This is a genomic window from Pantoea sp. Mb-10, assembly GCF_021272205.1.
Classification (GTDB): Bacteria; Pseudomonadota; Gammaproteobacteria; order Enterobacterales; family Enterobacteriaceae; genus Pantoea.
Genome location: NZ_JAJSDX010000015.1, coordinates 1 through 25,863 on the forward strand (window position 1 = coordinate 1; position 25,863 = coordinate 25,863).

Sequence of the window (25,863 nt, forward strand, 5' to 3'; positions counted from 1 at the left end):
CACAGATTGTCTGATAAATTGTTAAAGAGCAGTGCGACGCGGCGTGGAGCCTGCTGTCGCGAGGTGGCGTATATTACGCTTTCCTCCTTCAGAGTCAAACACTTTTTTCAGCGTTTTTCTCCGGCGGAAGTTCTTATCGAATCTTCCTGTCAACACCGCACTCCGTAAACCGTTGTGCCGTGTCGATGGAGGCGCATTATAGGGAGTTGACTGACGGGCGCAACCACTAAATTCAACAAAAACAATCGTTCGCTGCATTCCACAGCAAAACCCCGCCTTATACGCACTTACACACAACGTTATCCACATTCGCCGCTATAGATAAATTTAGGCGAGCATCGCGCAAACGTTTTCGCTACAATGCCCCGCGACGTCAAGGATGCCCCTTTTGGGGCGTTACATGAGGTAAATAGGTTTTCTTCTATATAGAAGCGAAACAATCAGCCTGATGTAACGCTCTTATTTATGCGAAACAAAGCCAAGGGATAAAACCACCATGCAACAACGTCGTCCTGTACGCCGCGCGCTACTCAGTGTTTCTGATAAAGCCGGTATCCTCGAATTTGCTCAGGCACTCTCTCAACGTGGTGTAGAACTGCTCTCAACAGGCGGTACGGCACGTCTGCTCGCGGACGCTGGGCTCCCGGTCATTGAAGTGTCTGACTACACCGGTTTTCCGGAAATGATGGATGGACGCGTCAAAACGCTGCACCCCAAAGTGCATGGCGGCATTCTGGGACGGCGTGGCACCGATGATGCGATCATGGCCGAGCACGCAATCAATCCCATCGACATGGTGGTCGTAAACCTCTATCCCTTTGCGCAGACGGTGGCCAAACCCGGCTGTACGCTGGAAGACGCCGTAGAGAATATTGATATTGGCGGGCCAACCATGGTGCGCTCGGCTGCCAAGAACCATAAAGATGTGGCAATCGTCGTTAAGAGTTCCGATTACGCAGCCATTATCGCTGAGTTAGATGCCAACGATAACGCGCTAACGCTGGAGACGCGCTTCGATCTGGCAATCAAAGCTTTTGAGCACACTGCCGCGTACGACAGCATGATTGCCAATCACTTCGGCAGCATGGTCCCTGCTTACCATGGTGAAAGCAACGCTCCCGCAGGCCGCTTCCCTCGTACCTTGAACCTGAACTTCATTAAAAAGCAGGACATGCGCTACGGTGAGAACAGTCATCAGGACGCCGCCTTCTATATAGAAGAGCAGATCGCTGAAGCGTCAGTGGCCACCGCGCGTCAGGTGCAAGGCAAGGCGCTCTCTTACAACAACATTGCCGATACCGATGCCGCACTGGAGTGCGTGAAGGCGTTCGACGAACCGGCTTGCGTGATCGTTAAGCACGCCAACCCCTGCGGTGTTGCGGTGAGCGACAACCTGCTTGACGCGTACGAGCGCGCTTATCAAACGGACCCCACTTCCGCGTTTGGCGGCATTATTGCGTTCAACCGCGAGCTGGACGAAGCCACGGCCCAGGCGATCATCAGCCGTCAGTTTGTCGAAGTTATTATCGCGCCTTCCGCCAGCGACGCGGCGCTGAAAATTACCGCCGCGAAGCAGAACGTGCGCGTCCTGGTGTGTGGTGCATGGCAAGACCGCGTTGTGGGTCTTGATTACAAACGTGTAAACGGCGGATTGCTGGTCCAGGATCGCGATCTGGGCATGGTAGATGCCAGCCAGCTGCGCGTGGTAACGCAGCGTCAGCCTTCAGAGCAGGAAATGCGCGACGCGCTGTTCTGCTGGAAAGTGGCGAAATTCGTGAAGTCCAACGCAATCGTCTATGCCCGCGATAATATGACTATCGGCATCGGCGCCGGTCAGATGAGCCGCGTCTATTCCGCCAAAATTGCCGGTATTAAAGCCAGTGATGAAGGGCTCGAAGTGAAAGGGTCGGCCATGGCCTCCGATGCGTTCTTCCCCTTCCGTGACGGTATTGATGCCGCCGCCGCCGTGGGTATCACCTGCGTGATTCAACCAGGCGGTTCCATTCGCGACGATGAAGTGATCGCTGCCGCCAACGAACATGGTATCGCCATGATCTTCACCGACATGCGTCATTTCCGCCATTAATTGCTGGAGCTGTATAAATGAAAATCTTAGTTATTGGTAATGGTGGACGTGAGCACGCTCTGGCGTGGAAAGCCGCGCAGTCACCGCTGGCAGATAGCGTGTTTGTCGCCCCCGGCAATGCAGGCACCGCGCTGGAGCCCGGTCTACAAAACGTGGCCATCAGCGCCACCGATATTGCTGGGCTGCTGGCGTTTGCCCAACAGGAAAAAATCGATCTCACCATCGTGGGTCCTGAAGCGCCGCTGGTGCTGGGCGTCGTTGATGCGTTCCGTCAGGCCGGTTTAAAAATCTTTGGCCCGACGCAAGCCGCCGCGCAGCTGGAAGGCTCCAAGGCATTCACCAAAGATTTCCTGGCGCGTCAGCAGATCCCGACCGCGGAATACCAGAATTTTACCGAAATCGAACCTGCCCTCGCCTGGCTGCGAGAGAAAGGCGCACCGATTGTGATTAAAGCGGATGGTCTGGCCGCAGGCAAAGGCGTGATCGTGGCCATGGATTTAGCCGAAGCAGAAGCTGCCGTGCACGACATGCTGGCAGGCAATGCCTTTGGCGATGCTGGCCACCGCATTGTGATCGAAGAGTTCCTCGACGGCGAAGAAGCCAGCTTCATCGTGATGGTAGATGGGGATAACGTATTGCCTATGGCCACCAGCCAGGATCATAAACGCGTAGGCGATGGTGATACCGGCCCAAATACCGGTGGCATGGGCGCGTATTCGCCCGCTCCGGTTGTCACTGACGCCATTCATCAACGCGTGATGGAGCAGATTATCTGGCCAACCGTTAACGGTATGAAAGCGGAAGGCAATACCTATACCGGCTTCTTGTATGCCGGTCTGATGATCGACAAAGCGGGCCAGCCAAAAGTTATCGAGTTCAACTGCCGCTTTGGCGATCCGGAAACCCAGCCGATCATGCTGCGTTTACAGTCCGATCTGGTGGCGCTGTGCCTGGCCGCGGTGGACGGCAAGCTGGATACGCAAACCTCGCAGTGGGATCCGCGTCCGTCACTGGGCGTGGTCTTGGCGGCCGGCGGCTATCCTGGTCAGTACGCAACAGGTGACGTGATTCATGGCCTGCCGCTGGAAGCGCTGCCCGATGGCAAAGTGTTCCATGCGGGCACGACAATGAACGGTGATGACGTAGTCACTAACGGCGGGCGCGTACTGTGCGTCACGGCGCTGGGTGACGATGTGGCCGCCGCACAGAAAAATGCCTATGCGCTGGCACAGTCGATCTCCTGGGAAGGCTGCTTCTGCCGCAACGACATTGGTTATCGCGCGATTAACCGTCAGTAAGGTAAACGTCTCACTTCATGGGCGGCTTCTCTGCCGCCCTATAAATCTTGCTCTTTGGGTACCCAGCTGCACTCATCATCGGGCGTGGCCCGCAGCAGCTGCACGCCCTCGGGCGCTTCCAGCCACGACACCATGAGCGGTTGCTGTTGCCCTGTTTGCTGGCGCGTTAACGTTGCCAGCGTATCACGGTCAAACGTCACGCTAAGGATATGCCCTTCACAGTCACGCACCTGGGTACCTCCCAGCCAGTGTCCCTGTTTGAGCCAGATGCGCCCGGCCAGCAGCGCGTTGCTCTGATTCAGCATACGCTGTGCATCAAACTGATACAGCGCGACGGTGTCTTGACTGACGGCCTCCCGGCGCCCTGCCAGCTGGCGCTGCATGAAATTGAGGTTACCCTCCTGATCGAAACGCAGCGTCACATCATCCGGCTGTTTACCCGTCACGTGACGTTCAACGCTGAGCAGATGATCCTCGAGCCAGAGATAGTCGGTGGTTTCCATTACTCCACCGCTGAACGGCGTATAGACCGTGCGCAAATGCACAGACTGATGGTCGGCATTCTTACGCCAGAGACGAACGGTGCCGCGATCGGCTAAATAGCCGCTGGCAGAAAAAGCAGGAAGATCGGGAGTGGAGCGACAGCCTGCCACTAACGTGGCAATCAGTAATGCATACAGGCGAAGTGAAGGGTGATTAAGCATGGCAGGTCCGATAACAAAAAGGGGCGACGTCGCCCCTCTTCTAAAGCGTAAACCGCAATGCGGAAAACTTACTTAACAGCGTCTTTCAGTGCTTTACCAGAAACGAATGCCGGCACGTTAGCTGCAGCAATTTTGATCTCTTTGCCAGTCTGCGGGTTGCGACCGGTACGCTCAGCGCGGTGGTTCACTTTAAAAGTACCAAAACCAACCAGTTGTACAGCATCACCTTCTTTCAGAGACTCAGTGATCGCAGCCAGGGTAGATTCCAGCGCAGCTTTTGCCTGAGTTTTAGACAGGTCTGCTTTCTCTGCGATCACATCAATCAGTTGAGTCTTGTTCATAAGTTATCCTTAAAGTGTATTTATCGCTTGCTAAGCAACGAGTGCGAGGGAAAAGCCATATTCTGGCACTCTTCAGCCTGCACGCACCGATAGCCACAATTTTCAGCCCCCCAAATGTAGACCAGACAGGGGGCTGATGTGAAGCCTCCAGGCGCGCTAATTCGGGCCTGAAGTCACGTTTTATCGCCTTATTGCTGAATTTCTATACCAATGTTACTGATTCCCGCTTCGCGCAGGTCAGAACGTAACCCTTTGATCAATTCCAGGTCACGCTCCTCGCACTCTGCAAGCAGGCGGAAAATCTCCCACTGCATGTCCCATTCATCAATGACGGCCTGGTTTTCACGCAGCTCTTCGTCGCTCATTTCACGTCCGGATTGCGTCATTTCCAGAATGGCTACCGTGGTGATCGAGGTACGGCTCACCTCAATGGCGTGCTCCAGAGTTTCACCGCTCAACAGCGCATGCAACGCTTCGCTCAGGGCCACGCAGGCGTCGATCGCGGGATGCACGCCGTAGATATCAAAATCGTCCCCGTTTGGAATAGCGGCTTCCAGCTTTTCCAACTGGCTGTCGAAATTGATTTTGGCGTCTTTTACCGTCAGGCTTTCCCACACCAGATCGAGAATGCGGCGATAGAGCTGCGCATCCGCAAAGCCAGTTTGCTGACAGAAGGCCCAATAATTCGGGAACATACGTTCACACAGGCAGGCCATGAAAGTCATATGCTGCCAGCTTTCCAACTTGGCCAGACGCAAATGGACGGGATTCTGTAACATCAAATTCATCTCAATAAATTAGCTGGCGGCAGTGTACCGCAAAAGCGGCGCGCAAACAGCGTTAAGGCGTATTTTGCCAGCGGAGAAAGGCGGGACGGCCCGAGGCGACCGCATCTGCCCAGCGCGTGGGTTCCGGCAGACGGTAATTTGCCGTGCACGCTTCCACCCAGTGCAGCGCGCTGTCCATGCTCACGCGATGGCCAGTTGAGATAAACAGCGGATTACAGCGAACCTTACTGCGCCATACCCAGCCAATCTGCTCGCCTTTGTCCATCAGCGGCTGTCGGCTGCCTGGCGCGGCGTCCAGGTCGGCAAAGCGTCCACACAGCCGCTTCTTGGCGACACCGATGGTGGGGATATCCACCAGCGAGCCAAAGTGCGCCGCAACGCCCAGCCGGCGTGGATGCGAAATGCCATGCCCGTCCACAAACAGCAGGTCAGGCTGACGCGAGAGCTGCTGCCACGCTTCCTGCAGCGCTGGCATTTCACGGAAAGAGAGGAAACCCGGTATGTAGGGCATGCGTGTAGGAATACGCGCGATGCGGTGCTCCACCAGCTGCAACGAAGGATACTCCAGCAGCACGACCGCCGCGCGCGTGACTTCACCGCCCTGCTCAAAGCCAACATCGGCTCCGGCAATCAAGCGTGGCGGCAACACGTCAAAGTCATCCTGGCGCACCACCTTGGCCGCAAGTTCGAGTTGTTCGTGACGTAAAGCCGCTAAATCCATACTTATCCCTGATGATACTGAGGTGACAAACGGTGTACCGCTTCCACAAAAGCACCCGCGTGCTCCGGCGGTACGTCCTGATGAATCCCGTGACCAAGGTTGAATACATGGCCTTCACCCGCGCCGAAACCGGCCAGAATAGTCGACACTTCCTGCTCAATGCGCGCGGGCGGTGCATACAGCATAGACGGATCCATGTTGCCCTGCAGGGCCACTTTGTCGCCCACGCGACGACGCGCATCGGCAATATCCGTGGTCCAATCGAGCCCCAGCGCATCACAACCCGTCGCCGCCATCGCTTCGAGCCACTGTCCGCCGCCTTTGGTGAACAGCGTAATAGGCACGCGGCGCCCTTCGTTCTCATGCAGCACGCTATCGACGATTTTATGCATGTAATAGAGCGAAAATTCCTGATAGTCGCGCCCTGTCAGTACGCCGCCCCAGGTATCAAACACCATCACGGACTGCGCACCGGCCTTGATCTGCGCATTCAAATACAGAATAACGCTGTCCGCCAGCGTGTTCAGCAGCGCATGCAGCGTCTGCGGTTCGGCGTACATCATTTTTTTAATCTTCGTAAAGGCTTTGCTGCTGCCACCTTCTACCATATAGGTCGCGAGCGTCCACGGGCTACCCGTGAAGCCAATCAGCGGCACTTCGCCTTTGAGGTTATGGCGAATGGTGCGCACGGCATTCATTACATAGCCCAGCTCCTGCTCGGGATCCGGCACCGGCAGCTTGTCAACGTCAGCGCGGCAGGTAATGGGATTGGAAAAACGCGGGCCCTCGCCGGTTTCAAAATAGAGCCCTAAGCCCATCGCATCAGGAATGGTCAGGATGTCACTAAAGAGGATCGCCGCATCAAGCGGATAGCGGCGTAGCGGCTGCATCGTCACTTCGCAGGCCAGTTCAGCATTCTTACACAGCGACATAAAATCACCGGCTTCAGCGCGCGTGGCTTTATATTCCGGTAAATAACGCCCGGCTTGTCGCATCATCCAGACTGGCGTGACATCTACCGGCTGGCGTAACAGGGCGCGCAGATAACGATCGTTCTTCAGTTCACTCATAATGGGCTCTCTCAGGCTAAGGGCGCCAGTGTAGCATTTTCAGGAGGCGCTGGCGCGGCACAGGGCCACGGTATCTTCGATCAAACGCCGTGCTACCGTGCCCGGCGGGGGCAACAGCGGAAGCGCATCATAACGATACCAGCCGGCATCCAGCAGCTCTTTGCCGTCGTGCTGCAGGTCACCGCCGTCATACTCTGCCATAAATGCCATCATCAGCGAATGCGGGAACGGCCACGGCTGTGAGGTCACATAGCGCACGTTTTTGACACGCACATTGCTCTCTTCCATCACTTCTCGCGCCACAGCCTGCTCCAGCGTTTCGCCCACTTCCACAAAGCCCGCCAGCACCGTATACACGTTATTACGATGGCGCGCGTGGTTGGCCAAAAGTATCTCGTCTCCGCGCCGTATCGCGACGATCACGCAGGGTGCGATTTGCGGGTAGTAGCGCTCGCGGCAGTGATGGCAAAGGCAGGCAAATTCACGCTTACTAAGGTGCATCTCGTGACCGCAGTAACCGCACCAGCGATGCGAGCGATAAAACTCCGCCAGCTGCACGGCACGACCCGCCAGCTGAAAAAGCCCGGGATCCTCATCCATAAGCTGACGCACCGACCCCATACTTTCCGGGCGTGATTCACGCACCAGCCAAACCGTTTCACCCTGCCATTCGCCAATCGCCATACCGCGGCTGCCCACAAGACCCAAATCGTCCGCTAAGCCATGCGGCAAGCCGCCTTGCGGCAACCAAAGTTTCTGCTCACTGCTGACAATCCACCAGCCAGCGTCTACGCTTGAGATCTCACGTTGCATTTTATTCGTTGTCCTTAGCGTTGACTCACACGCTGAAATCCTGATGTATAGGGTGTAATGAACAACTATAACCCACCTGGAGCACCATATGCTTACCCAGTTAGATAACCTGACCAAGCGCCTGGGTGACGGTAATGAATTAGTCGATATGTGGCTGAAAGCCCGCCGACAGTTGCTCGTCACCTACTATGAGTTGATTGGCATCAAGCCCAACAAAGATGCGCTGAAAGCGCTAGACGAAGCAGCACTTGATACGTTTTGCCACAACCTTGTGGACTACCTTTCAACGGGTCACTTCAATATTTACGAACGCGTGCTGGATGAAATGCAGGGCGATAGCCCGCTGATCGCGGCCGCGCAGGTGTATCCGGCCCTGAAAAGTAATACCGATCGCATCATGCAGCTGTATGACAGCCATCTGGAGCCGGCGATTAACGATGACAATTATGTTGAATTCCAGCATGCGCTCTCAGAAGTCGGCGAAGCGCTGGAAGCGCGCTTTACGCTGGAAGATAAACTGATTCAGCTCGCCTGGGATAACCAGCTTGCTCGGCCACCGGTGGCCAACGACAGCGTTATCTCACGCCCGGCCTGATCTTGCCGCGTGTAAAACGCTTGTGATTCGCGAAAAGCCCTCTTATGCTGAGTGGGCTTTTTTTATGCGTCTGGTGTATTAGACGCGCCAGGTTTGCCGTTTGTGCTCGGTGAACCCCACCCTTGTCGGAGTGCCCTTTGGGCTGAGACCGTTAATTCGGGATCCGCGGAACCTGATCAGGTTAGTACCTGCGAAGGGAACAAGAGTAGATTTTATCAGCGCGTTGCAGCCTCACGTTCTGCAGCGTTTCTGTTACTCCTTCCGGACTCCGGACAAGCAACTGACCTATTTATTCAGGAAATTTGCTATGTCTGCTGCTAAACCTTCTCGTCGTGAACAGCGCGCTCAGGCGCAGGATTTCATTGATTCCTTACAGGGAACGGCGTTTCCCAACTCAACGCGCATCTGGATAACCGGCAGTCGACCCGATGTTCGTGTGCCAATGCGCGAAATTCAGCTTAGTCCTACGCACATCGGCGGCAGCAAAACGCAGCCGCAGTTCGAAGCCAATGAGCCGGTGCCCGTCTATGACACCGCCGGCGCGTACGGCGATCCCGAGGCTACCATCAATGTCCATCACGGCCTGGCCAAGCTGCGCGCGGCGTGGATTGTCGAACGCAACGACAGCGACGTCATTGACCAGCGTAGTTCGCACTATACGCAGCAGCGGCTGGCCGACGAAGGGTTGGATCATCTGCGATTTGAACACCTTCCTGCGCCGCGCCGCGCCAAAGCCGGCCGCCGCGTGACGCAGCTTCACTATGCCCGCCAGGGCATCATCACACCGGAAATGGAGTTTATCGCGCTGCGTGAAAACATGGGCCGCGAACGGATCCGCACTGACGTGCTGCGGCAACAACATCCCGGTGAGAGCTTCGGGGCCCACTTACCGCAGGACATCACCGCCGAGTTTGTGCGTCAGGAAGTGGCCAGCGGACGCGCCATTATCCCTTGTAATATCAATCACCCCGAATCGGAACCGATGATCATTGGCCGCAATTTCCTGGTGAAAGTGAACGCCAACATCGGCAATTCCGCGGTCAGTTCCTCCATTGAAGAAGAGGTGGAGAAGCTGGTATGGGCAACGCGCTGGGGCGCCGATACGGTGATGGATCTTTCGACCGGGCGCTATATCCATGAAACACGCGAGTGGATTCTGCGCAACAGTCCGGTGCCTATCGGCACGGTGCCCATTTATCAGGCGCTAGAGAAGGTGCACGGCGTCGCGGAAGATCTTGACTGGGCAATCTTCCGCGATACGCTGCTGGAGCAGGCCGAGCAAGGCGTCGATTATTTTACGATTCATGCCGGCGTCCTGCTGCGCTACGTGCCGATGACCGCTAAGCGCCTGACCGGCATCGTGTCGCGCGGCGGATCCATCATGGCGAAGTGGTGCCTGTCTCATCATCAGGAGAGCTTCCTGTATCAACATTTCCGCGAAATCTGTGAAATTTGTGCCGCTTACGATGTGGCGCTGTCGCTCGGCGACGGCCTGCGCCCCGGCTCCATTCAGGATGCCAATGACGAAGCACAGTTTGCCGAGCTGCGCACGCTGGGCGAGCTGACAAAAATCGCCTGGGAATACGATGTTCAGGTGATGATTGAAGGGCCGGGACACATTCCCATGCATATGATCCGCCACAACATGACCGAACAGCTTGCGCACTGCCACGAAGCGCCCTTTTACACGCTCGGACCGCTGACCACCGATATCGCTCCCGGCTACGATCATTTTACCTCCGGTATTGGTGCCGCGATGATCGGCTGGTTCGGCTGTGCGATGCTCTGCTACGTCACGCCCAAAGAGCACTTGGGGTTGCCGAACAAGGAGGATGTGAAGCAGGGATTGATCACCTACAAAATCGCCGCCCATGCCGCCGATCTGGCCAAGGGTCATCCTGGCGCGCAGATTCGCGATAACGCCATGTCCAAAGCGCGCTTTGAATTTCGTTGGGAAGATCAGTTCAACCTGGCGCTGGATCCCCACACCGCCCGCGCCTATCACGATGAAACGCTGCCGCAGGAATCCGGTAAAGTGGCGCACTTCTGCTCAATGTGCGGCCCCAAATTCTGCTCAATGAAGATCACGCAGGAAGTGCGCGAATACGCTGCCAAACAGCAGGCGGACGCGCAGCCCATCGAGGTCGGCATGGCCCAGATGTCAGCGGTGTTCCGCGCGCGCGGCGGCGAACTGTATCATGCCGCAGACAGCGTCAAGCAGGAGGAGCAATGATGCACGCGTTTCCTGCTACGGCACCCAGGCTCGGGCTTTATCCGGTTGTGGATAGCGTCACGTGGATTGAACGCCTGCTGCAGGTGGGCGTGCGCACGCTGCAGCTGCGCATTAAAGGTGACGCTACCCCGGCGGTAGACCGTGCAGTACGCGAAGCCGTCGCACTCGGCAAGCAGTATGGCGCCCGCCTGTTTATCAACGACCATTGGCAGCTCGCCCTGCGTTATCATGCTTACGGTGTGCATCTGGGCCAGGAGGATCTGAATGTAGCCGACCTGGATGCGCTCCGCGCCGCCGGATTACGTTTGGGGATCTCCACCCATGATGACGCCGAGCTGGATCGGGCGCTCGCGCTGCGCCCTTCCTATATTGCGCTGGGGCATATTTTTCCCACGCAAACCAAAGCGATGCCGTCTGCGCCACAGGGAATTGCGGCGCTCCGACGCCATGTTGCCCGGCTGCCGGGCATCTCCACCGTGGCCATCGGCGGCATCTCGCTGGCGCGCGTGCCGGACGTGCTGGGTACGGGCGTCGGCGGTATCGCGCTGGTGAGTGCGATAACCCACGCGGCGGATTGGCGCGCCGTCACCGAAACGCTGCTGGCACAGGTAGGTTCTGGAACCCCGATCGCGGACGACATGGCACGACATGAAACGCGATAATAACGCTGGAAACCGACGCGCAGCCTGATACCTCGCTGCTGGCGCCATCAAGGCAACAGAGTAAAGTACGCCCTGCCTGCGGCAAGATCGCAGGCCAGGGCTGGACCCTTCCCCTCTTTCCAGCCCTGCCTTTCCGCTACTCCGGCTGAATCGTCTCTGTTTTCGCCTCGGCGTGGCAGGCCAGTATGGCGCGTTCTACCGCGGCCCCCAGTTTCGCGATGGCCTGCTCCGTTTGAGGATTGACCGGCAAGCCATAGTTGAGGCGTAGACAGTTGCGGTATTTTCCGGAGGCAGAAAAGAGCGAGCCTACCGCCACCTGAATCTGGCTTTCGCGCAGTTCGTTGTTGAGCCTTACGGCATCAAACGCTTCCGGCAGTTCGATCCACATTAAAAATCCGCCCTGCGGCCGCGACACGCAAATGCCACACGGGAAATAGTGGCGAACCCAGCAGCTAAAGGTTTCGTAGTTGCGCTGATAGACCTGACGCATACGACGCAGATGCGGCAGATAATGGCCCTGCCGGATAAAGTCGGCCACGGCATGCTGCGGCTGCGTAGCGGTGGATCCGGTATTAATGTATTTCATGTGGAGCACGCGATCGTAATAGCGTCCCGGCGCGACCCAGCCGACCCGCAGCCCCGGCGCCAGAGTTTTGGAAAAGGAACTGCAGAGCAGCACACGGCCATCCATATCCAGGGATTTGATCGTGATCGGACGCGGATAGTCCCACGCCAGCTCGCCATACACGTCATCTTCAATAATGGCGGCGTCAAAACGCTGTACCAGCGCCAGCAGCGCGCGCTTGCGCGGTTCCGGCATAATAAAACCCAGCGGATTATTACAGTTCGGCACCACCAGCACCGCTTTGATCGGCCACTGCTCAAAGGCCAGCTCCAGCGCTTCCAGACTGATACCGCTCACTGAATCGGTGGGAATCTCAATGGCGCGTATGCCCAACCCGCGCAGTGTCTGCATGGTGCCGTGAAAGCTGGGTGACTCCACTGCAATGATGTCGCCGGGCTCACACACCGCGCGTAAAGAGGCCGACAGCGCTTCATGGCAGCCGGTGGTGATGACGATGTCGTCCGGTGTCAGCTGGCAGCCGCTGTCAATAGTCAGGCGGGCAATCTGCTCACGCAGCGCGGCCACGCCCAGCAGGCTGTCATAGCTGAGCTGGTTGGTGTCCTGCTTTTGCGCCATGCGGCTTTGAATTTTCCATAGCGGCTTTAGCGTAGGCTGCGCCAGGTCGGGAATACCGCTGCCCAGCTGCAGCACATCGCCGGAGATACGGCTGCTGAGCAGATCCAGCACCGATCCCCACTGTGTCACTTCCACTGGACGCTGCACGGGGCGCGTCAACGCCGGCATGGGCGGCGCGGCCTTACGCGGCGCAACGAAATAGCCCGATCGCGGCTGCGGTACGATCAGCTGCTTTTCTTCAAGCAGATGGTACGCCTGCTGCACCGTGCTGATGCTGACGCCGTGCTCAAGGCTCAGCGTACGCACCGACGGCAACCGCTCGCCGCTGCGATACAGCCCTTGCTCAATACGTTCCGACAGCAAACAGGCCAGATGGTGGTAGCGCGTCATCGTATTCATTTTTTCGATCCCTTATCGGCCAGACCAGTACAGATGAGCACTCTTTTTACCATTCAGATCGCAGCAACAGCAATCTGTATGTTAATAATCTGTATTTTTTGCATCTGTATTGAAAACAGCGTACCGCGCAAAATGTCTCTCAGATACCTAACCGAGGGCAGAAAAATGGAATTCGATCAAAATCGCGCGGGCAAACCTTTCAGCGTCACGCTACTGGATATTTTTCGGGCAGGGGTTGCCATAGTTGTTCGCTGGCATAAACGACGCACAACGCGCGCGGCGTTGAACGCGCTGAGCGATACGCAGCTGCAGGATATCGGCTTGACGCGTCACGACGTGTGTCGCCGCGAAAAATAGTAAAAAAAAACCCTGCCGAAGCAGGGTTTTTTATAGGTCAGCTACAGAGACGATTACTCGTCGCTGCCGCCCAGACCCGCGTTCAGCAGTTCAGCCAGGCTTGCAGAGGCTTCATCCGCAGTAACCTGCGGTGCTGCCGGTACTTCGCCCGCCTGACGGCGACGCATGCGATCCTGGTGGTAGGCATAACCCGTACCTGCCGGAATCAGACGGCCTACGATCACGTTCTCTTTCAGGCCGCGCAGCTCATCACGCTTGCCTGCAACCGCTGCTTCGGTCAGGACACGCGTGGTCTCCTGGAACGATGCCGCAGAGATGAACGATTCGGTTGCCAGTGATGCTTTGGTGATACCCAGCAGATCGCGCAGATAGGTTGCGCCGATTTTGCCGTTGGCTTCCAGATCGCGGTTGGAGATCTTGATACGAGAGACTTCTGCCTGCTCGCCTTCCAGGAACTCCGAGCTACCTGCGTTCATGATGGTCGCTTTACGCAGCATCTGACGTACGATGACTTCGATGTGCTTATCGTTAATCTTAACGCCCTGCAGGCGGTAAACTTCCTGCACTTCGTTTGTGATGTAACGCGTAACCGCATGCACGCCACGCAGACGCAGGATGTCGTGCGGAGACTCTGGGCCGTCGGATACGACGTCACCACGCTCCACGCGCTCACCTTCGAATACGTTCAGCTGACGCCATTTCGGAATCATCTCTTCGTACGGATCGCTACCGTCAACCGGTGTGATCACCAGACGACGCTTGCCTTTGGTCTCTTTACCGAAGGAGATGATGCCGCTGATCTCCGCCAGGATAGCTGGCTCTTTCGGACGACGCGCTTCGAACAGATCCGCAACGCGCGGCAGACCACCGGTGATGTCCTTGGTACCGCCAGATTCTTGCGGAACACGCGCCAGGGTATCACCCGAGCTGATCTTCACGCCGTCTTCCAGCTGGACGATCGCTTTACCAGGCAGGAAGTACTGCGCAGGCATGTCGGTGCCTGGAATCAGTACGTCATTGCCGTTGGCATCAACGATTTTCAGCGCAGGACGCAGATCTTTACCGCCCGCGGTACGCTCAGCGGAATCCAGCACCACCAGCGACGACAGACCGGTCAGGTCGTCGGTCTGACGGGTAATGGTCTGGCCGTCAATCATGTCAGTGAAGCGAATGAAACCGCCGACTTCCGTGATAACAGGCATGGTGTGTGGATCCCAGTTTGCCACGGTTTCGCCCGCTGCAACCTGCTCGCCATCACCTTTCGCCATGACCGCACCGTATGGCACTTTATAGCTCTCTTTGGTACGACCGAACTCGTCGATCATCTTCAGCTCGACGTTACGAGAAACGATAACCAGCTTCCCGGAGGAGTTGGTTACTGACTTCGCGTTGGTCAGCTTGATGGTACCTTTGTTCTTCACCTGAATGCTGGATTCTGCTGCCGCACGCGATGCCGCACCACCGATGTGGAACGTACGCATGGTCAGCTGAGTACCCGGCTCACCGATGGACTGTGCAGCGATAACGCCGATGGCCTCACCTTTGTTGATGATGTGACCACGCGCCAGATCGCGACCGTAGCAGTGTGCACACACACCGAAGTCGGTTTCACAGCTCACCACAGAACGGACTTTGATCGCATCAACAGAGTTCTGCTCAACCACGTCACACCAATGTTCATCGATCAGCGTGTTACGCGGGATCAGGATGTCAGCGGTGCCAGGTTTCAGCACGTCTTCTGCCGTCACACGGCCCAGAACGCGCTCACGCAGTGGCTCTTTAACGTCGCCGCCTTCGATAACCGGCGTCATCATGATGCCTTCGAAGGTGCCGCAGTCGTCTTCGGTTACGACCAGATCCTGCGCAACGTCAACCAGACGACGCGTCAGATAACCGGAGTTTGCGGTTTTCAGCGCGGTATCCGCCAGACCTTTACGCGCACCGTGCGTGGAGATGAAGTACTGGAGTACGTTCAGACCTTCACGGAAGTTCGCGGTGATCGGCGTTTCGATGATGGAGCCATCTGGCTTCGCCATCAGACCACGCATACCTGCCAGCTGACGAATCTGTGCTGCTGAACCACGCGCACCGGAGTCGGCCATCATATAGATGCTGTTGAACGAAACCTGCTGCTCTTCTACGCCATCACGGTTGATAACGGTTTCGGTTTGCAGGTTATCCATCATCGCTTTGGAAACGCGTTCGTTGGCCGCGGCCCAGATATCGATGACTTTGTTGTAACGTTCGCCAGCGGTCACCAGACCTGACTGGAACTGCTCCTGAATCTCAGCAACTTCCGCTTCCGCTTCCGCAATGATTTCCGCTTTCTTAGCCGGGATAACCATATCATCGATACCTACAGACGCACCTGAGCGGGCTGCGTAAGCAAAGCCGGTGTACATGGTCTGGTCAGCAAAGATAACGGTCGGCTTCAGGCCCAGGATGCGGTAACAGGTGTTCAGCATCTTGGAAATGGCTTTCTTACCCAGCGCCTGGTTGACGATAGAGTAAGGCAGACCTTTCGGCACGATCATCCACAGAATCGCACGACCAATGGTCGTGTCGATGAGGCTGGTTTTCGCAACGAGCTCTTCCTGCTCATTCTTGGTGTACTCAGTGATACGCACCTTAACGCGAGCGTGCAGCTCAGCGAGGCCAGCACGGTATACGCGCTCAGCTTCTTTCGGGCCGGTCAGCACCATGCCTTCGCCGCGGGCGTTCACTTTGTCACGGGTCATGTAGTACAGACCCAGAACAACGTCCTGTGAAGGAACGATGATTGGCTCACCGTTCGCTGGCGACAGGATGTTGTTGGTAGACATCATCAGCGCACGCGCTTCCAGCTGGGCTTCCAGCGTCAGCGGGACGTGAACAGCCATCTGGTCACCATCGAAGTCGGCGTTATAGGCCGCACAAACCAGCGGGTGCAGCTGGATCGCTTTACCTTCGATCAGTACCGGTTCAAACGCCTGGATACCCAAACGGTGCAGCGTAGGTGCACGGTTCAGCAGTACCGGGTGTTCGCGGATGACTTCGTCCAGGATATCCCAAACGACCGCTTCTTCACGCTCAACCATTTTCTTCGCGGCTTTGATGGTGGTGGCGAGGCCACGCAGTTCCAGCTTGCCGTAAATGAACGGTTTGAACAGTTCGAGTGCCATTTTCTTCGGCAGACCGCACTGATGCAGACGCAGGTATGGACCCACGGTGATAACCGAACGTCCTGAGTAGTCAACGCGTTTACCCAGCAGGTTCTGACGGAAACGACCCTGCTTACCTTTGATCATGTCGGCCAGTGATTTCAGCGGACGCTTGTTCGAGCCCGTGATGGCGCGACCGCGACGGCCGTTATCCAGCAGTGCGTCAACCGCTTCCTGCAGCATACGTTTTTCGTTGCGTACGATGATATCTGGCGCAGCCAGATCCAGCAGACGCTTCAAACGGTTGTTACGGTTGATCACGCGACGGTAAAGATCGTTCAGATCCGAGGTCGCGAAACGGCCACCGTCGAGTGGAACCAGCGGACGGAGATCCGGTGGCAGCACAGGCAGCACGGTCAGGATCATCCACTCTGGCTTGTTGCCAGACTGCACGAACGCTTCCAGCAGCTTGATACGCTTGGTCAGCTTCTTGCGTTTGGTCTCGGAGTTGGTTTCGTTCAGCTCTTCACGCAGCTGTTCGCACTCTTGCTCCAGATCCATGTTTTTCAGCAGCGCCTGGATAGCTTCTGCACCCATCTTCGCGTCGAATTCGTCACCGAACTCCTCCAGCGCATCAAGGTACTGCTCTTCCGTCAGAATCTGACGTTTTTCCAGGTTGGTCATGCCGCCTTCGATAACCACATAAGATTCGAAGTACAGCACGCGCTCGATATCACGCAGCGGCATATCCAGCAGCAGGCCAATACGCGATGGCAGTGATTTCAGGAACCAGATGTGCGCAGTAGGCGAAGCCAGCTCAATGTGGCCCATACGCTCACGGCGTACTTTGGTCTGCGTAACTTCAACGCCACATTTTTCGCAGATCACACCGCGGTGCTTCAAACGCTTGTACTTACCGCACAGGCATTCGTAATCTTTTACTGGTCCAAAAATACGGGCGCAGAAAAGTCCGTCACGCTCAGGCTTGAACGTACGGTAGTTGATGGTTTCCGGCTTTTTCACTTCACCGAAGGACCAAGAACGGATCATGTCTGGCGAAGCCAGCGCAATTTTGATCGCATCAAACTCTTCGGTTTTAGTTTGCGCTTTCAGAAACTTAAGTAAGTCTTTCACGGATTAGCTCCCGTCGGAGTGGAACTCTCAGGGGCGCACACCGTGCGGTGCACGCCCCATAACCAGTACAGTACTTGCGAGTGCTTACTCGTCTTCCAGCTCGATGTTGATACCCAGCGAGCGAATCTCTTTCAACAGTACGTTGAACGATTCTGGCATGCCTGGTTCCATCTGATGGTTGCCGTCAACGATGTTTTTATACATCTTGGTACGGCCGTTGACGTCATCAGACTTAACGGTCAGCATTTCCTGCAGGGTATAAGCGGCACCGTATGCTTCCAGTGCCCACACTTCCATCTCACCAAAGCGCTGTCCACCGAACTGTGCCTTACCACCCAGCGGCTGCTGAGTAACCAGGCTGTACGAGCCGGTAGAACGGGCGTGCATCTTGTCGTCAACCAAGTGGTTCAGTTTCAGCATGTACATGTAACCGACGGTTACCTGACGCTCAAACTGCTCACCGGTACGGCCATCAAACAGGGTAATCTGGCCAGAAGACGGCAGACCGCCAAGCTGCAGCAGCTCTTTGATTTCGCTCTCTTTCGCACCATCGAACACTGGCGTGGCGATTGGCATACCTTTTTTCAGGTTCTCTGCCAGACGCAGCACTTCATCGTCCGAGAAGGTGTTCAGATCGACTTTCTGACGCACATCGGTGCCCAGATCGTAAGCGCGCTGGATAAACTCACGCAGTTTGGCAACTTCTTCCTGCTTCTTCAGCATGGCATTGATCTTTTCACCAATACCTTTGGCCGCCATACCCAAGTGCGTTTCCAGAATCTGACCGATGTTCATACGCGATGGTACGCCCAGCGGGTTCAGAACGATGTCGACCGGCGTACCGTTCTCATCGTAAGGCATGTCTTCGATTGGGTTGATCTTCGAGATAACACCTTTGTTACCGTGACGACCTGCCATTTTATCACCCGGTTGAATCTGACGCTTAACGGCCAGATACACCTTGACGATTTTCAGCACGCCCGGTGCCAAATCATCGCCTTGAGTGATTTTGCGGCGCTTAGCTTCGAGTTTCTTCTCAAACTCGTGCTTCAGCTCGTCGTACTGCTCGGCCAGCTGCTCGAGGGCGTTCTGCTTCTCTTCGTCGGTCAGACCGAGTTCAAGCCAACGCTCACGCGGCAGTTTTTCCAGCTTCTCAGCTTCAACGCCGCCAGCAATCAGTACCGCCTGAATACGGCTGAACAAGCCTGCTTCGAGGATCTGCAGTTCTTCAGACAGGTCTTTTTTCGCCTGCTTCAGCTGCATCTCTTCAATTTCAAGCGCGCGCTTGTCTTTTTCCACGCCATCGCGGGTAAAGACCTGCACATCGATAACCGTGCCTGATACGCCGTTCGGCACGCGCAGTGACGAATCTTTCACGTCAGAGGCTTTTTCACCGAAGATAGCGCGCAGCAGTTTCTCTTCTGGCGTCAGCTGTGTTTCACCTTTTGGCGTCACTTTACCGACCAGAATATCGCCACCGGTAACTTCCGCACCGATGTACACGATGCCGGACTCATCCAGTTTAGACAGGGCCGCTTCGCCCACATTCGGGATATCCGCGGTGATCTCTTCTGGCCCCAGCTTGGTGTCACGCGACACACAGGCCAGTTCCTGAATGTGGATCGTGGTGAAACGGTCTTCCTGAACAACACGCTCGGAAACGAGGATGGAGTCTTCGAAGTTGTATCCGTTCCATGGCATGAAGGCCACGCGCATGTTCTGACCCAGCGCCAGCTCACCAAGGTCCGTTGACGGGCCATCAGCCAGCACGTCACCGCGCTCGATTGGCTCGCCCAAAGACACGCAAGGCATCTGGTTAATACAGGTGTTCTGGTTAGAACGGGTGTATTTGGTCAGGTTATAGATGTCGATACCCGCTTCGCCCGGATACATCTCGTCTTCGTTAACTTTGATAACGATACGAGAGGCATCAACGTACTGAACGGTACCGCCACGTTTTGCAACAGCAGTAACACCGGAGTCAACGGCTACCGCGCGCTCCATACCTGTACCGACCAGCGGCTTATCAGCGCGCAGGGTAGGAACGGCCTGACGCTGCATGTTCGCACCCATCAAGGCGCGGTTAGCATCATCGTGCTCCAGGAATGGAATCAGGGACGCACCGACGGAAACGACCTGCTGGGTCGAAACGTCCATGTAGTCCACCTGATCGCGGCTAAACAGGCTCGATTCACCTTTGCTACGGCAAGTAACCAGGTCGTCAACAAAGCTGCCATCGTCTGCCAGGTTGGTGTTCGCCTGAGCGATAACGTAGTTACCCTCTTCAATCGCAGAGAGGTAATGAATTTCGTCACTCACTTTGCCATCGACGACGCGACGGTAAGGCGTCTCAAGGAAGCCGTACTCGTTGGTCTGCGCGTAAACAGAAAGGGAGTTGATCAGACCGATGTTCGGACCTTCAGGCGTTTCGATCGGGCATACGCGACCATAGTGCGTTGGGTGTACGTCACGCACTTCAAAGCCTGCACGCTCACGGGTCAAACCACCTGGGCCCAGTGCAGAGATACGACGCTTGTGCGTGATCTCAGACAGCGGGTTGTTCTGATCCATAAACTGAGAAAGCTGGCTGGAGCCAAAGAACTCTTTCACCGCCGCTGAAATTGGCTTGGCGTTGATCATGTCCTGCGGCATCAGCGTGTCGAGGTCACCCAGCGACAGGCGCTCTTTCACTGCGCGCTCTACGCGCACCAGACCTACGCGGAACTGGTTCTCTGCCATTTCGCCGACGGAACGAATACGACGGTTGCCGAGGTGGTCAATGTCATCCACTTCACCGATACCGTTACGGATACCGATCAGCTTCTTCATGACTTCGATGATGTCATCTTTGCTCAGAATACCTGAACCTTCGATCTCATCGCGCAGCAGAGAGCGGTTGAACTTCATGCGGCCAACGGCAGAAAGATCGTAACGATCTTCAGAGAAGAACAGATTCTCAAACAGATTTTCTGCCGCTTCACGCGTTGGTGGCTCGCCAGGACGCATCATGCGGTAGATCTCAACCAGCGCGCTCAGGCGATCGTTGGTTGGGTCGACGCGCAGGGTCTCGGAGATGTAAGGGCCGTGATCCAGATCGTTGGTGAACAGCGTTTCGATGCGCTTGTGACCGGACTGGCTCAGTTTCGCCAGCAGATCCAGTGACAGTTCCATGTTAGCAGGAACAATCAGCTCACCGGTGTTGAGATCGACATAGTCCTTAGCAACCACTTTGCCCGCGATGTATTCAACAGGGACTTCGATGTGCTGAACGCTGTCTTTTTCCAGCTGACGGATGTGGCGCGCAGTAATGCGACGCCCCTTCTCAACGTAGACGGTACCGTTCGATTCAATATCGAAGGACGCGGTTTCACCACGCAGGCGCTCAGGCACCAGTTCCATCTGCAGCTTGTTGTCGCGAATTTCGAAGACCACTTTTTCGAAGAACAAATCCAGGATCTGTTCGGTGGTGTAATTCAGCGCGCGCAGGATGATACTGGCCGGCAGCTTACGGCGACGGTCAATACGGACGAAGAGGTTGTCTTTCGGGTCAAACTCGAAGTCGAGCCATGAACCACGGTAAGGGATAATGCGTGCGTTATACAGCACTTTACCGGAAGAGTGCGTTTTACCCTTATCGCTGTCAAAGAATACGCCAGGACTACGGTGCAGCTGAGAAACGATAACACGCTCAGTACCATTGATGACAAAGGTACCGTTGTCCGTCATGAGTGGAATTTCACCCATGTAGACTTCTTGTTCTTTGATGTCTTTGACGGTGCCTTCTGGCGCTTCACGCTCATAGATCACCAGACGCAGTTTCACGCGCAGCGGTGCCGAGTAGGTCACGCCGCGGATCTGGCATTCTGTTACGTCAAAAACAGGCTCGCCCAGACGATAGCTCACATACTGCAACTCAGAGTTGCCGCTGTAGCTCGCGATGGGGAATACGGAACGGAAGGCAGCTTCCAGACCGTACTGGCCTTCTGGATCTTGCTCGATAAACTTCTGGAACGAATCAAGCTGGATGGAAAGGAGATATGGAATGTCCAGCACTTGCGGACGTTTACCAAAATCCTTACGAATACGTTTTTTCTCGGTATAGGAGTAAACCATAGGGTTCCTCAGCTAGCTGACATGTCGACCCACGCTGTCCGTCCTGAAGGGACAGTTCATGCAACACTATTTTGTTTTTCATGCGATGCCTGGCACCCCATGCAATACGTCTTTCTATCACTCTTAAATCATTTCATCGCCGTTGCGCAGGCAGGGAACCCTCACAGGAAAGCGATATATTAAGTCGTCGATAGAAAAAGATATTGAAGAGAAACAATGGACAAACAGTGCGAAACGCCATCGTTCCCCTGTAGCGCAAAAAGGCTGGTGACCAAAAAGTCACCAGCCATCAGTCTGATTACTCAGACTGCAACCCGGAGGCTGTCTTACTTAACTTCAACTTCAGCGCCAGCTTCTTTCAGAGCAGCTTCAAGTGCAGCTGCGTCGTCTTTGCTGATGCCTTCTTTGATAACACCGGTAGCTTCAACCAGATCTTTAGCTTCTTTCAGGCCCAGACCAGTTGCAGTACGAACTGCTTTGATTACGGCAACTTTGTTAGCGCCAGCAGCTTTCAGAATTACGTCGAATTCAGTTTTCTCTTCAACAGCTTCAGCTGGGCCAGCAGCAACAGCTACAGCAGCAGCAGCAGAAACGCCGAATTTTTCTTCCATAGCAGAAACCAGCTCAACTACTTCCATTACGGACATAGCAGCAACGGCTTCCAGGATTTGGTCTTTAGTGATAGACATGTCGATTGTTCCTAAAATTCACAAAAAGTTTATACGTAAGCAGATACGAAGAAAAAGAGAGTGGCCTTACGCCGCTTCTTTTGCATCGCGTACAGCAGCCAGAGTACGGACCAGTTTGCCAGCAGCGGCTTCTTTCATGGTCGACATCAGACGTGCCAGTGCTTCTTCGTAAGTCGGCAGAGTTGCCAGACGGTCAATATTGGCCGCCGTGATCAGCTCACCTTCAAAGGCTGCAGCTTTGACCTCAAATTTTGCATTCGCTTTCGCGAACTCTTTGAACAGACGAGCAGCAGCGCCCGGGTGTTCCATAGAGTATGCAATCAGGGTCGGACCAACAAACGTGTCTTTCAGGCACTCGAAAGGAGTCCCTTCAACGACGCGGCGCAGCAGGGTGTTGCGAACAACACGCATGTAGACGCCAGCTTCACGACCTGCTTTACGCAGTTCAGTCATTTTATCAACGGTTACGCCACGGGAATCCGCAACAACCGCTGAAAGCGCGCCTTTGGCTACTTCGCTAACTTCAGCAACAATCGCTTGTTTGCCTTGAAGATTTAATGCCATTAGCTTTGCTCCTGGATTTGACCGGGAAAGATTTCCCGGAACTCACTTCACTCATCCACCTAACGGCGAAGAGCGCTATAACACGGTGAGCAGAATCCAGCGAAAAAAATTCATTTGGTTCTGTCACCGTCTACGCAGGGTATTAAGCAAAATGCCTAAGCGCTTTGCGCCTGCGGTCTTGGACGGAGGCCAGGATAAGGCCTGGCTCCAACCTAAGCCTCTGAGCGGTCTTGCATAATTGCGCATCCGCTCAAAAGCCCTAAATCTGGGTTCTGATGAAGATATCAATCAGAACAACGGGCGTAAGATTCTAGTAGAATTTTTCGCCCGCTTCAAGCAGCAATTAGTTTGCTGCTGCGTTCAAACCAGCCTGGTCAACGGCAACGCCGGCGCCCATGGTGGTAGAGATGCTGACTTTCTTGATGTACACGCCTTTCGCCTGTGAGGGTTTCGCTTTTTTCAGCGCAACCAGCAGGGACTCCAGGTTTTCTTTCAGTTTGTCTGCATCGAAATCCACTTTACCGATGGTAGTGTGGATGATGCCGTTTTTGTCGTTACGGTAACGCACCTGACCTGCTTTCGCGTTTTTAACCGCTTCAGCAACGTTTGGCGTTACAGTACCCACTTTCGGGTTTGGCATCAGACCGCGTGGGCCCAGAACCTGGCCCAGCTGGCCAACAACGCGCATTGCATCCGGAGAAGCAATAACAACGTCAAAGTTCATTTCGCCTTTTTTGATCTGATCGGCCAGATCTTCCATACCTACCAGCTCAGCGCCAGCTGCTTTAGCAGCTTCTGCGTTTGCGCCTTGGGTAAAGACAGCAACACGTACTGAACGACCAGTACCGTGTGGCAGAACGGTCGCACCGCGTACGTTCTGATCAGATTTACGTGCATCGATGCCGAGGTTAACAGCAACGTCTACGCTCTCAACGAATTTAGCAGTAGCCAGTTCTTTCAGCAGAGCAACAGCTTCGTTGATGTCGTACTGTTTAGTTGCATCAACTTTGTCACGGATCACGCGCATGCGCTTGGTCAGCTTAGCCATTTCTTAATCCTCCACTACCAGGCCCATGGAACGAGCAGTACCTTCGATAGAGCGAGCCATCGCTTCTACGTCAGCACCAGTCATGTCCGCAGCTTTGGTTTCTGCGATTTCACGTACCTGAGCACGAGTTACTTTACCGACTTTGTCTTTGTTCGGCTTACCAGAACCAGACTTAATGCCGGCCGCTTTCTTCAGCAGTACTGGTGCTGGAGGCGTCTTGGTAACGAAGGTGAAAGAACGGTCGCTGTAAACAGTGATAACAACTGGAGTAGGCAGGCCTTTCTCCAGAGATTCTGTTTTGGCGTTGAACGCTTTACAGAATTCCATGATGTTAACACCCTGCTGACCCAGAGCCGGACCAACTGGTGGGCTCGGGTTAGCCATGCCCGCTGCAACCTGCAGCTTGACGTAGGCTTGTACTTTCTTGGCCATGATATTTCCTCTATTGGGTTATAGCGCCTGAACAACAGGCTCCCCGTGATAACAATTTATGTTATGCGCTGTTGCCAGCCCATAAAAACAAAAGGCGCGAAATTATAGATTAATTTCGCGCCTTCCGCAAGAGCTATAAAGTGAGCAAAAAGGTTACCCTTTCTCCACCTGAGCGAAGTCCAGTTCAACGGGCGTTGCACGGCCGAAGATAGACACAGAGACCTTCAAGCGGCTCTTCTCGTAATCCACTTCTTCCACCACGCCGTTGAAGTCGGCAAAGGGACCATCGCTGACGCGTACCATCTCGCCGGGTTCGAACAGCGTTTTCGGACGCGGCTTGTCGCCTACCTGCTGCAGGCGGTTCATAATCGCATCAACTTCTTTATCGCTGATCGGTGCTGGACGATCGGAAGTACCACCAATAAAGCCCATTACACGCGGTACACTACGCACTAAGTGCCAGCTGGCGTCATTCATCACCATCTGGACCAGTACATAGCCAGGGAAAAACTTGCGCTCGCTTTTACGGCGCTGGCCACCACGGATCTCAACGACTTCTTCAGTCGGCACCATGACTTCGCCAAACAGTTCTTCCATGTTGTGCAGTTTGATATGCTCTTGCAGCGACTTTGCTACGCGGGCTTCAAAACCGGAAAACGCCTGAACGACGTACCAGCGTTTTTTTGGAGCTTCAGACATCTCAGAACCTCAGGCCAGTGATAAACGATACCAGACGGACCAGAATACCATCCAGCCCCCACAAAATCAGTGACATCACGGCAGTAACCGCGGCAACGATTAACGTGGTATGCAATGTTTCCTGGCGAGTCGGCCAAATGACCTTACGCATTTCGGTTCTTGCTTCACGTGCAAAAGCCACGGTTGCTTTGCCTTTCGTTGTCAGCAACGCAATACCACCCGCAGCCGCAATCAGCACGACGACAGCCAGCGCGCGTAAAGGCAGTGTCACATCGCGATAAATATAGTTGCCAACGATTGCTACCAAGAGCAACGCAACGACAACAATCCACTTTATCGCTTCCAGGCCGCGCCCGCTCCCTTGAGCTTCGGTATTCGCACTCATAAACCAACCTGCCACAATAATTCAGAAACAATTCAGCCCCGCAGTGCGAGGCATCCAAACCGAATGAGCGTTAAGGCGTAACTCGGCTTCCAACGCCGTCAACCAGAGCCTGTCTCAGCAATGATTATGATCGAGAATCACTGATGAGCCAGGTTCTATGTAACAGCGTGCAAAAAGGGCATCAAATGATGCCCTTTCCTTGTGCATTGCGTCAAATGTTATCGTAATTAAGCGATAACAGAAGCAACAACGCCCGCGCCAACGGTACGGCCGCCTTCGCGAATTGCGAAGCGCAGACCCTGGTCCATTGCGATTGGGTGAATCAGGGTAACAACCATTTTCACGTTGTCGCCAGGCATAACCATTTCCACGCCTTCTGGCAGCTCGACTG

Annotated in this window: 21 protein-coding genes, 1 pseudogene and 1 riboswitch; of the genes and pseudogenes, 6 read left to right on the plus strand and 16 right to left on the minus strand. The window is 55.1% G+C overall.

Translation table 11 applies throughout. From position 1 onward, the window contains the following. The first annotated feature begins 496 nt into the window (after positions 1-496). Together purH and purD are read left to right on the plus strand one after the other, a co-directional pair. The gene (gene purH, locus LU196_RS19890; RefSeq protein ID WP_232761502.1) at positions 497-2,086 is read left to right on the plus strand and encodes a bifunctional phosphoribosylaminoimidazolecarboxamide formyltransferase/IMP cyclohydrolase; all 1,590 of its coding nucleotides are present in this window, start codon (positions 497-499) and stop codon (positions 2,084-2,086) included. Positions 2,087-2,103: 17 nt separating this feature from the next. Beyond that, entirely contained in the window at positions 2,104-3,384 is a 1,281-nt protein-coding gene (gene purD, locus LU196_RS19895; protein ID WP_232761503.1) for a phosphoribosylamine--glycine ligase, read from the plus strand. 38 nt (positions 3,385-3,422) lie between these two features. Here the strand turns inward: purD and LU196_RS19900 are convergent, their stop codons facing one another. From LU196_RS19900 to nudC, 6 genes are all read right to left on the minus strand, one after another. Beyond that, a complete protein-coding gene (locus LU196_RS19900; RefSeq protein WP_232761504.1) occupies positions 3,423-4,088 on the minus strand; it encodes a DUF1481 domain-containing protein in 666 nt (221 codons plus the stop codon). 68 nt (positions 4,089-4,156) lie between these two features. After that, complete coding sequence (gene hupA / locus LU196_RS19905; protein WP_006121511.1) at positions 4,157-4,429, minus strand: nucleoid-associated protein HU-alpha; 273 nt, start codon at positions 4,427-4,429, stop codon at positions 4,157-4,159. Positions 4,430-4,617: 188 nt separating this feature from the next. Continuing rightward, positions 4,618-5,208 (minus strand): YjaG family protein, encoded by a 591-nt coding sequence (locus tag LU196_RS19910; protein WP_232761505.1) that lies wholly within the window; start codon positions 5,206-5,208, stop codon positions 4,618-4,620. A gap of 61 nt (positions 5,209-5,269) precedes the next feature. Next, entirely contained in the window at positions 5,270-5,938 is a 669-nt protein-coding gene (nfi, locus tag LU196_RS19915; RefSeq protein ID WP_232761506.1) for a deoxyribonuclease V, read from the minus strand. 2 nt (positions 5,939-5,940) lie between these two features. Next, entirely contained in the window at positions 5,941-7,008 is a 1,068-nt protein-coding gene (gene hemE, locus LU196_RS19920; RefSeq protein ID WP_232761507.1) for a uroporphyrinogen decarboxylase, read from the minus strand. Positions 7,009-7,047: 39 nt separating this feature from the next. Next, positions 7,048-7,821 (minus strand): NAD(+) diphosphatase, encoded by a 774-nt coding sequence (gene nudC / locus LU196_RS19925; RefSeq protein ID WP_232761508.1) that lies wholly within the window; start codon positions 7,819-7,821, stop codon positions 7,048-7,050. An 88-nt stretch (positions 7,822-7,909) separates the two neighbouring features. On the opposite strand from nudC, the gene rsd reads away from it, so the two are divergent. The 3 genes from rsd (at position 7,910) to thiE (ending at position 11,311) form a co-directional block, all read left to right on the plus strand. Next, a complete protein-coding gene (gene rsd / locus LU196_RS19930) occupies positions 7,910-8,416 on the plus strand; it encodes a sigma D regulator (protein ID WP_232761509.1) in 507 nt (168 codons plus the stop codon). A 116-nt stretch (positions 8,417-8,532) separates the two neighbouring features. After that, positions 8,533-8,632, plus strand: a riboswitch (TPP riboswitch). A gap of 91 nt (positions 8,633-8,723) precedes the next feature. Further along, the gene (thiC, locus tag LU196_RS19935) at positions 8,724-10,649 is read left to right on the plus strand and encodes a phosphomethylpyrimidine synthase ThiC (protein ID WP_232761510.1); all 1,926 of its coding nucleotides are present in this window, start codon (positions 8,724-8,726) and stop codon (positions 10,647-10,649) included. Beyond that, positions 10,646-11,311, plus strand: a complete 666-nt coding sequence (thiE, locus tag LU196_RS19940) for a thiamine phosphate synthase (protein ID WP_232761511.1) — start codon at positions 10,646-10,648, stop codon at positions 11,309-11,311. The genes thiC and thiE overlap by 4 nt, the downstream gene beginning before the upstream one ends. Before the next feature lie 136 nt (positions 11,312-11,447). On the opposite strand, the gene LU196_RS19945 is transcribed toward thiE, so the two are convergent. Further along, positions 11,448-12,902, minus strand: a complete 1,455-nt coding sequence (locus tag LU196_RS19945; protein WP_232761518.1) for a PLP-dependent aminotransferase family protein — start codon at positions 12,900-12,902, stop codon at positions 11,448-11,450. Between the two features lie 174 nt (positions 12,903-13,076). Between LU196_RS19945 and LU196_RS19950 the strand changes: the two genes are divergently transcribed. Beyond that, positions 13,077-13,268: a DUF1127 domain-containing protein gene (locus tag LU196_RS19950; protein WP_232761512.1), complete on the plus strand. Its 192-nt coding sequence runs from the start codon at positions 13,077-13,079 to the stop codon at positions 13,266-13,268. Between the two features lie 53 nt (positions 13,269-13,321). Here the strand turns inward: LU196_RS19950 and rpoC are convergent, their stop codons facing one another. The 9 genes and pseudogenes from rpoC to tuf all read right to left on the minus strand — a co-directional run. Further along, entirely contained in the window at positions 13,322-17,542 is a 4,221-nt protein-coding gene (gene rpoC, locus LU196_RS19955; RefSeq protein ID WP_232761513.1) for a DNA-directed RNA polymerase subunit beta', read from the minus strand. A gap of 84 nt (positions 17,543-17,626) precedes the next feature. Then, positions 17,627-21,655 (minus strand): DNA-directed RNA polymerase subunit beta, encoded by a 4,029-nt coding sequence (gene rpoB, locus LU196_RS19960; protein WP_232761514.1) that lies wholly within the window; start codon positions 21,653-21,655, stop codon positions 17,627-17,629. Positions 21,656-21,981: 326 nt separating this feature from the next. Beyond that, positions 21,982-22,344: a 50S ribosomal protein L7/L12 gene (gene rplL, locus LU196_RS19965; RefSeq protein ID WP_232761515.1), complete on the minus strand. Its 363-nt coding sequence runs from the start codon at positions 22,342-22,344 to the stop codon at positions 21,982-21,984. 66 nt (positions 22,345-22,410) lie between these two features. Next, positions 22,411-22,908: a 50S ribosomal protein L10 gene (rplJ, locus tag LU196_RS19970; RefSeq protein ID WP_039381830.1), complete on the minus strand. Its 498-nt coding sequence runs from the start codon at positions 22,906-22,908 to the stop codon at positions 22,411-22,413. A gap of 343 nt (positions 22,909-23,251) precedes the next feature. Next, positions 23,252-23,956 (minus strand): 50S ribosomal protein L1, encoded by a 705-nt coding sequence (gene rplA / locus LU196_RS19975; RefSeq protein WP_145886285.1) that lies wholly within the window; start codon positions 23,954-23,956, stop codon positions 23,252-23,254. A 3-nt stretch (positions 23,957-23,959) separates the two neighbouring features. Then, positions 23,960-24,388 (minus strand): 50S ribosomal protein L11, encoded by a 429-nt coding sequence (gene rplK, locus LU196_RS19980; RefSeq protein WP_232761516.1) that lies wholly within the window; start codon positions 24,386-24,388, stop codon positions 23,960-23,962. A 153-nt stretch (positions 24,389-24,541) separates the two neighbouring features. Continuing rightward, positions 24,542-25,087: a transcription termination/antitermination protein NusG gene (gene nusG, locus LU196_RS19985; RefSeq protein ID WP_084938294.1), complete on the minus strand. Its 546-nt coding sequence runs from the start codon at positions 25,085-25,087 to the stop codon at positions 24,542-24,544. 1 nt (position 25,088) lies between these two features. Next, the gene (gene secE, locus LU196_RS19990) at positions 25,089-25,472 is read right to left on the minus strand and encodes a preprotein translocase subunit SecE (RefSeq protein WP_232761517.1); all 384 of its coding nucleotides are present in this window, start codon (positions 25,470-25,472) and stop codon (positions 25,089-25,091) included. Between the two features lie 227 nt (positions 25,473-25,699). Continuing rightward, positions 25,700-25,863 (minus strand): annotated as a pseudogene (tuf, locus tag LU196_RS19995) (elongation factor Tu); the annotation flags it as partial.

Excerpts from the sequence above, each read along its gene's own strand:
- purH (WP_232761502.1), top strand. The coding sequence starts at position 497 with ATGCAACAACGTCGTCCTGTACGCCGCGCGCTACTCAGTGTTTCTGAT.
- purD (WP_232761503.1), top strand. The coding sequence starts at position 2,104 with ATGAAAATCTTAGTTATTGGTAATGGTGGACGTGAGCACGCTCTGGCG.
- LU196_RS19900 (WP_232761504.1), bottom strand. The coding sequence starts at position 4,088 with ATGCTTAATCACCCTTCACTTCGCCTGTATGCATTACTGATTGCCACG.
- hupA (WP_006121511.1), bottom strand. The coding sequence starts at position 4,429 with ATGAACAAGACTCAACTGATTGATGTGATCGCAGAGAAAGCAGACCTG.
- LU196_RS19910 (WP_232761505.1), bottom strand. The coding sequence starts at position 5,208 with ATGTTACAGAATCCCGTCCATTTGCGTCTGGCCAAGTTGGAAAGCTGG.
- nfi (WP_232761506.1), bottom strand. The coding sequence starts at position 5,938 with ATGGATTTAGCGGCTTTACGTCACGAACAACTCGAACTTGCGGCCAAG.
- hemE (WP_232761507.1), bottom strand. The coding sequence starts at position 7,008 with ATGAGTGAACTGAAGAACGATCGTTATCTGCGCGCCCTGTTACGCCAG.
- nudC (WP_232761508.1), bottom strand. The coding sequence starts at position 7,821 with ATGCAACGTGAGATCTCAAGCGTAGACGCTGGCTGGTGGATTGTCAGC.
- rsd (WP_232761509.1), top strand. The coding sequence starts at position 7,910 with ATGCTTACCCAGTTAGATAACCTGACCAAGCGCCTGGGTGACGGTAAT.
- thiC (WP_232761510.1), top strand. The coding sequence starts at position 8,724 with ATGTCTGCTGCTAAACCTTCTCGTCGTGAACAGCGCGCTCAGGCGCAG.
- thiE (WP_232761511.1), top strand. The coding sequence starts at position 10,646 with ATGATGCACGCGTTTCCTGCTACGGCACCCAGGCTCGGGCTTTATCCG.
- LU196_RS19945 (WP_232761518.1), bottom strand. The coding sequence starts at position 12,902 with ATGACGCGCTACCACCATCTGGCCTGTTTGCTGTCGGAACGTATTGAG.
- LU196_RS19950 (WP_232761512.1), top strand. The coding sequence starts at position 13,077 with ATGGAATTCGATCAAAATCGCGCGGGCAAACCTTTCAGCGTCACGCTA.
- rpoB (WP_232761514.1), bottom strand. The coding sequence starts at position 21,655 with ATGGTTTACTCCTATACCGAGAAAAAACGTATTCGTAAGGATTTTGGT.
- rplL (WP_232761515.1), bottom strand. The coding sequence starts at position 22,344 with ATGTCTATCACTAAAGACCAAATCCTGGAAGCCGTTGCTGCTATGTCC.
- rplJ (WP_039381830.1), bottom strand. The coding sequence starts at position 22,908 with ATGGCATTAAATCTTCAAGGCAAACAAGCGATTGTTGCTGAAGTTAGC.
- rplA (WP_145886285.1), bottom strand. The coding sequence starts at position 23,956 with ATGGCTAAGCTGACCAAGCGCATGCGCGTGATCCGTGACAAAGTTGAT.
- rplK (WP_232761516.1), bottom strand. The coding sequence starts at position 24,388 with ATGGCCAAGAAAGTACAAGCCTACGTCAAGCTGCAGGTTGCAGCGGGC.
- nusG (WP_084938294.1), bottom strand. The coding sequence starts at position 25,087 with ATGTCTGAAGCTCCAAAAAAACGCTGGTACGTCGTTCAGGCGTTTTCC.
- secE (WP_232761517.1), bottom strand. The coding sequence starts at position 25,472 with ATGAGTGCGAATACCGAAGCTCAAGGGAGCGGGCGCGGCCTGGAAGCG.